Here is an 8698-nt window from a genome sequence, read left to right on the forward strand (position 1 = left end):
GTATCCCGTTTTAAACAAGTTTGCGTCATTTAAAACTATCAAAACTATGACATTTTTAGAATTGTCAGCGTTTGAGCGCCCCTGCCTGGAAACAGGGCGCCGCCAACTGCTTTCCCAAATCCCAAAACGATTGCTGTATTGTATGCGGATCAGTATCATCTTTCTTATTTTGTCTCTCTCCGGTGCCCAACTGCTAAGCGCCCGCGACGCCAGCGGCCAGGACATCAACAAGGTCTTTATCTCTCTGGAGCTTAAAGATGAAACCCTGCTTTCCGCGCTGGACAAGATCCAGCGGATGACCCCGTTTACGTTCGCGTACAACAAACGGGAGGTCAAGCGCATACAAAACCTTACCATGCCCGGGTCCAACCGGTCGGTCAACGCAATCCTTTCCATGCTTCTGCTTCACACCGATCTCCGTTACGAACAGGTCGGCAGTACGATCGTCATCTCCCCTGCCCGGCAGGAAGCGCTGCAGGCGCCACAGGTGGAGGAACCGTTAAAAGACGACCGTTCCGCCGCCGAGACCGCCGAGGAGCCGAAAAGAGGGCCCATTACCGGTACCGTTACCAACGAACGGGGCGAGGCCCTGTCCGGCGTTTCGGTCACCATCCATGGGACAACCACCGGCACCACCACGGATGCTTCCGGCCATTTCAAGCTGACGGTCCCAGATGGCGGTGCGACCGTCGACTTCTCTTCCGTTGGCTATAAGCTGAAATCCATCAACACCGGGTCGCAAACCGTCTTCAATGTCGTGTTGGAGGAGAATATCAAAGGCCTCAACGAGGTCGTGGTCATTCCCTACGGTACCGCGAAGCGGTCCGACCTGACTGGAGCGGTGGCCAGTATAAAGGGCGATCAGTTGTTGGACCGGCCGGTTCCCAACGTCAGCCAGGCCCTGGAAGGAAAGATCGCCGGGGTCGACGTCATGATCAACAGCAGTGCGCCCGGCCAACCGGCGAAGGTCCGGGTCCGGGGTATCGGGTCCATCAACTCCAGTCTCGACCCACTGTATGTCGTGGACGGGGTCGCCGGGGTCGATATCAATACCATCAATCCCCATGAGATCGCTTCGCTCGAAGTCCTCAAGGACGCGAGTTCCACCGCCATCTACGGTGCCCGTGGTGCCAACGGCGTTATCATGGTTTCCACCAAACGCGGAGTAAGAGGCAATACAAAAGTCGCCTATGACGGAAACGTCAACCGCTCCGACCTGAACCGTCATGTGAGAACGCTCAACTCCGACGAGTTCATCAATGTGTACAACCAGTCCTTTGTCAATGCAACCAACTTCGATCCGCTGGGCGGCACCTGGGCTCCGCCGGTAGCGCTGAACCATGCCAACTTCCCCCTGCTGTTCGACGCCAGCGACAAACCGCTGTACAACACGAACTGGGAAAAGGAGACCTACAAACCGGCGTACTCTTACGATAATTTTGTCAATATCCAGGGCGGGAACGAGAAAACGCTGTTCAGCGGCAGCCTCGGTTATCTGAATCAGCAGGGGCTGATGGTAGAGTCCTGGTTCAAACGGTATTCCGGCAAGTTCACGCTGGAAACCGATGTCAACAACTGGCTGAAATTCGGCGGCAATCTCTCGGTCATCCAGAGCACACAGCGATTGGTTTCCGACAACAACGGCGGCCTGAATGTGCCCCGCGCGGTGGCGGAAGAAGTGCCGATCCTGCCCGTCAAATACCCCGACGGCACCTGGGCCGATAACTACAATATCGCGGGTCTGGAGGGCGCTCCGAATCCGGTACATACCGCTACCGATCGCTACACACTCAACAATACGCTTCAGTCCCTGGGGGATGCCTACTTCGTGGTGCATCTGACAAAGGAGCTGGATCTCAAGAGCGATTTCGGCGTGTATCTGAATCAGCAAAAGAACAACTTCTACAGTTCTACCGAACTCCAGCACCTTTCCTATGACCAGGGGGGAGTAGCCAATGTCAGCGCCAACACGAACAATTATTGGCAAACGGAGAACTATCTCACCTGGAACAAGCGGATCAACGACCGCCAGCATCTCACCGCCCTGCTCGGTGCCTCCTGGTTAAAATTCAAGTCGGAAACCGTTCTCGCCGAAACGCAGAACTTCATCAACGACTTCTTCCAGTGGGATTACCTGGCTGCCGGTTCCGTTCGCAGCAACTCTACTTCCCAGGACTATACCTGGAGCATGAACTCCTATTACGCGCGTATCAACTATGATTTCGACAGCAAATACCTGATCACCGCAACAGCTCGCTATGACGGTTCGTCCAAGTTCGGTAAGAACAACAAATACGCTTTCTTCCCCTCTATCGGCGCGGCCTGGCGCATCTCGGAAGAGGATTTCATGAAGAGCAGCAAGTTCATCAGCTACATGAAACTGCGGGGCAGCTTCGGGTACTCGGGTAACCAGGAGATTGGTCAGTACCAGTCGATCCCGCAGATCCAACCCAACCTTACAGTGATTAACAATGCCAACCAGTCTACTTTGCTGCCGCAGTATATCGGCAATCCCAACCTGAAATGGGAGCGGTCGCAGCAGGAAGACGCCGGTTTGGAATTCGGTTTATTGGATTCCCGCATCCAGGGTAACATCGACGTCTACCGCCGTACGACAAAAGATCTGCTCCTGCAGGCGCCCATTCCCTGGTCCGCCGGTATGAATAATGCCAATGTTTATCAGAATGTCGGCAGCGTCCGCAACACCGGTTTGGAGATCAACCTCAATACGGTGAACGTTAAGACGAAGGATTTTACCTGGACGACCAATTTCATCTTTGCGACCAACCGGAACAGGATCCTGAAGCTGAACGACGGCAACGCCGACATCTTCCCCGGTCCCAACTTCCTCGGTCAGACCAACGTACTGCGGGTTGGCCAGCCGATCGGGTCGTTCTACGGCATGCACCGGATCGGCACCTATGGCAGCAATGAAGCCGCTGATGCCGCATCGCATGGCCTGCACGTAGGGGACCGCAAGTACATTTATAATAAGGACGGCAGTCCCTATTACAGCATCATCGGCCGCGCCTATCCGAAATGGACCGGTACGTTCAGCAGCACCATCGATTATAAAGGCTGGGATTTCACCTTCGATATCCGGTTTGTACAAGGGGTGAATACCGCCGCTACGTTCAAACATTCGTCTGAAGACCGCCAGACTATCGCCAACAGCCTGGCCACCGTGCTGGATGGCTGGACGCCCAACCATCAGAACACGATGATCTCCGAGATCCGGAGTTACAAGTTTGCCCAGGACTCGCACTTCGATACCTGGTGGGTGGAGGATGGCTCCTTTATCCGCGGCCAGAACTTCGTATTGGGCTATACCATTCCCGACAGGACGGTGCGGAGCATGAAGCTGACGAAGATCCGCGTCTATGCCAGTGTACAAAATTTGTTCCTTTCGACCAAATACACCGGCTATGATCCGGAAGTGGACACCTATTTCAGCGCCTATGGCGGAAATGCCGGTTTCTCCCAGAACCTCGACTTTTTCCCTTATCCCCGTCCCCGGGTGTGGACCCTGGGTGCGACCGTAGGCTTTTAATTGGCAACACAAAAAAAATTACAATGATGAAACGTATTAAGATAATATTGTTCGCTTCCCTGGTTTTGGTGGGCGCCTCCTGTAAAAAATTCCTCGAGGAGCATCCAACCAGTTTTTTGCAACCGACCAGTGATTTCGGAAGCTTCAAGGCCGCCCGCGCCATGGCCAATGCGCCCTATGCTCAGCTGCAGGGTACACTCGCGGGTCAAGCCTCCTCATATGGCGGCAACACCTGGGACCTGATGGAGTTCATGACCGGCAAGTCCAATAGCGATCTCGGGCAGACCGGTTTCGTCAACTATCAGACCCTGTCGTACAACACCACTTCGTTCTATTTCGACACCTGGTGGCAGCGGATGTACCTGGGCATCGGGGACGCCAACCTGGCGATCCAGACGATTCCCACCATCAAGGCCATCGGCCTCACCGACAGCGCCAAGACCAATATGCTGGCGGAAGCCCGTACGCTTCGTGCGCTGTTCTATTTCTTCCTGGTGCGGATGTATGGCGACGTTCCGAACGTCACGACTGTGCCCACGGATATAGGGACGCTGAAGGTGAAACGTTCGCCCGCCAAGAACATTTACGACAGTATCATTATTCCCGACCTCCAGTATGCCGCCAATTCCAGCCTGCCCTGGCACGACAATACAGGGTTGGTCTCGAGGGGTGCCGTAAATGCTATTCTCGCCGATGTGTATCTCACCTATGCCGGCCAGCCCATCAATGGCGGCGCGAACTATTATTCCCTGTCCGCGGCCGTTAGCAAGGCCGTGATCGACAATGGCGGATATACCCTGTTCCCCGAGTATAAGGACATGATCAATCCCGCCAACAAGAACAAAGGTGAGTTCATCCTTCAGGTACAATATTCCGCCGCCGCTAACGTCAACAATCCGTTGACGGCGCTTACGATCCCCAACTACTCCAAGATCTCCAAATATTCGGACGAGTACGGCTCTGTTTTCCCGACGGACCAGTTTCTTGCTTCCTACCCTGCCGGCGACAAGCGAACGCAGGAACGTCAGTTCTATTACAGCCAATATCCCAATATAGATGGTACCGGGAACGTCGTTTTCCCGCATCATTATATCTACAAGTGGTTCGACTCGGTGGCGGTGAGAAGCACGGCCAAGTCCGATCTCAACTATACCCTCTACCGGCTGGCGGATGTCTATCTGATGTATGCGGAGGCTTCCAATCGCGCCGGCGGCGGGCCAAATGCCGATGCGATCAAGTATGTCAATGCGATCCGCGCCCGCGCCAATCTTATGCCGACCGGCGCCCTGTCGCAGGACGCCTTCGAGCACGAGGTCTGGCTCCAGCGTTACTTCGAACTCGCCTTCGAGAACAAGATGTGGTTCGACATGTTGCGCACCCGCAAAGTGCACAATGATGTCACCGGCAACTGGGACGACTTCGTCGGTCACAAGACCGTCTGGGGCGCCACCTTTACCACCAACCAGCTACTCTTCCCTGTGCCGAAGCAGGAGACGGATGTCAATCCCAACCTCCTTCCCAATAATCCGGGTTTTTAGCATTTCCCGGAACGCCGCCCCGCGCGCGTGTGGGAACCGCCCGGCCGTCCGCACTGCTTCGCCTGCCCCTGGCACCGCGGGCAATGCCCCCGCGCCCGGCCCTTCTCCGGGTCTCTACCCCGCGCAGATCCGGCGGTTTGTTGATGCATCCATCAGAGGTGGGGGAATGGCGACCACCGGCGCCCGCGCCGGCCCGTGTCGTCGTTCCCCCTTTTTTTTCGATTCCGGCGGGCGGCCCTCCGCCACTCAGCCCTACGCGGCCGGCCTCGGTCCTACCCGGTCCGCGGCCAGCGGAATCCGGCTATCGCCCCTCTCCCGCTCTCGCCGTTCAGCCCTTCGCGGTCCGCTTTATCGACAATCGTACCCTACGCTTTCCCCGCATTGCCGACTCAGCCATCACCCTGCCCCACGCTTGCCATTCGCTGGCCCGCATCTCGGCGTTCCCGGTTCCCCCGCTTTCCACATTGCTGCGAAAATGTTGATAACCACTCCTTCCCGTGGAAAAATAATCGCCGTTTTTTTTGCCGTCATTCCATTTTACCCTATTTTTGCACTCCCAAAAACACGGTTCCCGTGTCGCGGGTAGGATTCCGTAGCTCAGTTGGTAGAGCAATACACTTTTAATGTATGGGTCCTGGGTTCGAGTCCCAGCGGGATCACGAAGCCGTCCGACGATAGTCGGCCGGCTTTTTTGTTTGGTGGCGCGCGAACTCGTTCGCAGGCGCGGACGAACGAAAAAGCCGCAGCACGCGATAGCGGGCTGGGAGGCTTCGGGCTTGCTCAATGCGGAGGGGCAACCGAAGCGAAGCGTAGGTAATCCCAGCGGGATCACGAATAGCGTTCTTCGGAACGCTTTTTTATTTTCGGTACTGCTCAGATTCAACGCGTTGTGTTAAATCTCGTATCAAATGGATAAAAACCGGCGCCATCCATTCGTGTACCTATTCGTGTACCTCCCGTCTTTTCTACCTTTACAGGTACACGAATCGTCTGAAAGCCTCGACTGATAAGGGTTTGCAAAGATGATTTTTCATCAAAAACCAAATCAATATGAGCAGATCACTTTCCATTCTCGTGTACCTGAAGCGGCAGAAAAAAGATGTCGATGGCAAAATGCCCTTGTACGTCCGCGTGACCATCGACGGCGCCAGCTCCGACTTCACCCTCACACGCAGACTTCTGGCCGCTGAATGGAGCCAGCCGAAACAAAAATGTATTGGGAAGTCTCCCGAATGCCAATCCCTCAACGCCCGGATCGCCAAGGTCCGCGGCGATCTAACCACTCTATTTGATCGATTCCCCGTGCAGGAAGTCGTCAAGGCCAAACAACTGATCAACCTGTACCATGGCGCCGACCTCGAAAAGGAACAACAGTTGAAAAAGGACTCCCAATACCATCAGCGAGTCCTCGCTATCATTGAGCAATACCTGGCCCTTAAGAACAAGCAGAAAAAAGCTCTTACAAAAGCGGGCGCCGGCCCCCACCCCGACCGCATAGCCGAGGAATTCGACGCCCTTGTCCGGTCGATCGAAGACTTCCTCCAGCAATCCCGTACCTGGATGGACGACGCGGTTGTCGAAAAGACTTTGATGGATGCCCAGTATACGTTTCTGCTGAAATTCCTCTACAAAGTTCTGAAGGGAACAGCATCGCATGAGACCTTTCGAAAATGGGTCAGCACGAAGAACACCTTCCTGGGCTTTCTTCAGTACCGGTACAAAGCCGACGATCAGTTGTTGAAAGGCGTCCCGCTAAAATTCGCCGTCGATCTGCATGAATATCTGACCCTGACTAACTCCATCGGCAATAACGCCGCCATGAAGTATATCAAAAATCTGAAGCAGGTGATCGACGACGCGGTTGTCCAGGGCTGGTTACCCCAAAATCCACTGGAATCGTTTAAATGCACCTACGTCGATCCTGAACGGCAGGCCTTGACCCTCGACGAGATTGCCAGGGTAATTGCTCACGACTTCAACAATGCGCGGCTGAGCGAGGTCTGCGACGTATTTATCTTTTGCTGCTTCACTGGATTTGCTTATCAGGAGGTATACAACCTCCGGCCCCGGGATCTGAGCATCGGCATTGATAAGAAGAACTGGATCAACACCAATCGCAACAAGACGAAAAACCCGGAATTCCTGCCACTTCTGCCCATTGCCGACGATCTGATCCTGAAATACCGATCACATCCGTATTGTATCAAGTACAAAAAACTGTTGCCGGTGAACAGCAACCAGCGATTCAATGAATACCTGAAGGAAATCGGCGCCCGCTGCCAAATTGAACTCGAACTGACCACCCACACCGCCAGGCACACATTCGCGACTACCATCGCCATCGAGCACGATATCCCGCTCAAGATCGTCAGCACCATGCTCGGCCACCGCACCCAACGCACTACGGAGATCTATGCCCGTGCCAGCAAGCCCGCCATTAGCCGGCACATGAGCGCCTTACAGGAAAAGCTATTTGGTGATGGCCGTCAGCTCCAGGTGAACAACCAATCGTATTCCATCGATCCCAACCTGCCTGAAAAGAATACAACCACGAAAGCCCGCGCCGCCACGAAGTAGCAAAACAAAATGGGCCGCAACCCGGCCCATCTTTCATCTCTTTTCGATGTTCAGCTCCACCAGCTTTTGGACATCCTCGTTTTTATACAGGAACGTCCCCCCAACCCTCGAAAAAGGAAGGATGCCCTTAGCCCGCAGCCGGTGCAATGTCCCGGCCGAAATCTTCAGCAATTTCCGCACTTCGTAGCTCTTGAGCCATGGCTGCGCTGGGTCCGGGCGCTTAATCACTTTCGTCAAGTCCGCCAATAATATTTGCCGGAAATTATCCAAGTCCTCCTTCGTCACTATTTCCACTTTCATGACGCCAAAATTACCTCCTCTATTCCAACAAAACTATAGAGGCAATAATGCCTCTATCAATTTGCTTTGCAATCCTCTAAATCCGAAATATTTGCGGGTTTGGGAATCAATTCTGGTGAAAAAGGTTATCTTTTTGACATGATTTCCGACGACGATTGGCGCCTCACCGGTCAGGAGGCCTATCTTACGAACGCGGTTTTGTATTTCCAGCGTTGGGCGACCCTTGACCCCACATGGGATCATGATCATTGTGAATTCTGCTTTGCTGAATTTTCGGATCGATATCCGGATTGTCTAACGGAGGGGTATACGACATCTAATTTGTATCGGTGGATATGTGCAGATTGTTTTGTTGATTTTAAGGAGCGATTTGGATGGACTGTGGAGCAGCGGTAGCCACCGACAATGTCACTTGATTGTCCATGACTGGTAGATCGGTTATGGGTAGGACAAATTAAATCCTTATCCTGGCTTTCCCGAAGAATTCAGACAACGAATTCGCAATTTTGATCATTCCCATTGCTTCGATCTCTGTTCCGACATCACTTACATCATGGTAAACCTGGTAGACAGAAGGGTTATCTCCTTCCGCCACTTTCATGAAATACGGATCTCCGCCACCGGTGGGATCAATCGCCAAGCACGCATAGCCCAGGTCCGTAATAGCCAGCCCTGGGTAGCACTCCACCGATTCAGAATAGATATTATTAGCAGTGGCTATTTCAATCGGACA

General features: G+C 53.9%; 5 protein-coding genes and 1 tRNA gene. 4 read left to right on the top strand and 2 right to left on the bottom strand.

All coding sequences use genetic code 11. The features are described from left to right. The first annotated feature begins 142 nt into the window (after positions 1–142). From VGM48_RS06305 to VGM48_RS06320, 4 genes are all read left to right on the top strand, one after another. Positions 143–3550 carry a TonB-dependent receptor gene (locus VGM48_RS06305; RefSeq protein WP_331577169.1) on the top strand — a complete coding sequence of 1136 codons (3408 nt, stop codon included), beginning with the start codon at positions 143–145 and terminating at the stop codon, positions 3548–3550. A gap of 23 nt (positions 3551–3573) precedes the next feature. Next, positions 3574–5088, top strand: a complete 1515-nt coding sequence (locus VGM48_RS06310; RefSeq protein ID WP_331577171.1) for a RagB/SusD family nutrient uptake outer membrane protein — start codon at positions 3574–3576, stop codon at positions 5086–5088. 586 nt (positions 5089–5674) lie between these two features. Beyond that, positions 5675–5747: transfer RNA gene (locus VGM48_RS06315), tRNA-Lys, on the top strand. A 391-nt stretch (positions 5748–6138) separates the two neighbouring features. Then, the gene (locus tag VGM48_RS06320) at positions 6139–7665 is read left to right on the top strand and encodes a site-specific integrase (protein WP_331577173.1); all 1527 of its coding nucleotides are present in this window, start codon (positions 6139–6141) and stop codon (positions 7663–7665) included. 33 nt (positions 7666–7698) lie between these two features. Here the strand turns inward: VGM48_RS06320 and VGM48_RS06325 are convergent, their stop codons facing one another. Together VGM48_RS06325 and VGM48_RS06330 are read right to left on the bottom strand one after the other, a co-directional pair. Beyond that, positions 7699–7965 (bottom strand): helix-turn-helix domain-containing protein, encoded by a 267-nt coding sequence (locus tag VGM48_RS06325; RefSeq protein WP_331577175.1) that lies wholly within the window; start codon positions 7963–7965, stop codon positions 7699–7701. A 454-nt stretch (positions 7966–8419) separates the two neighbouring features. Then, on the bottom strand, positions 8420–8698 hold a 279-nt coding region (locus VGM48_RS06330), incomplete at its 5' end, for a hypothetical protein (RefSeq protein ID WP_331577177.1).

Source organism: Puia sp., assembly GCF_036500295.1.
In the GTDB taxonomy this organism is placed as follows: Bacteria; Bacteroidota; Bacteroidia; order Chitinophagales; family Chitinophagaceae; genus Puia.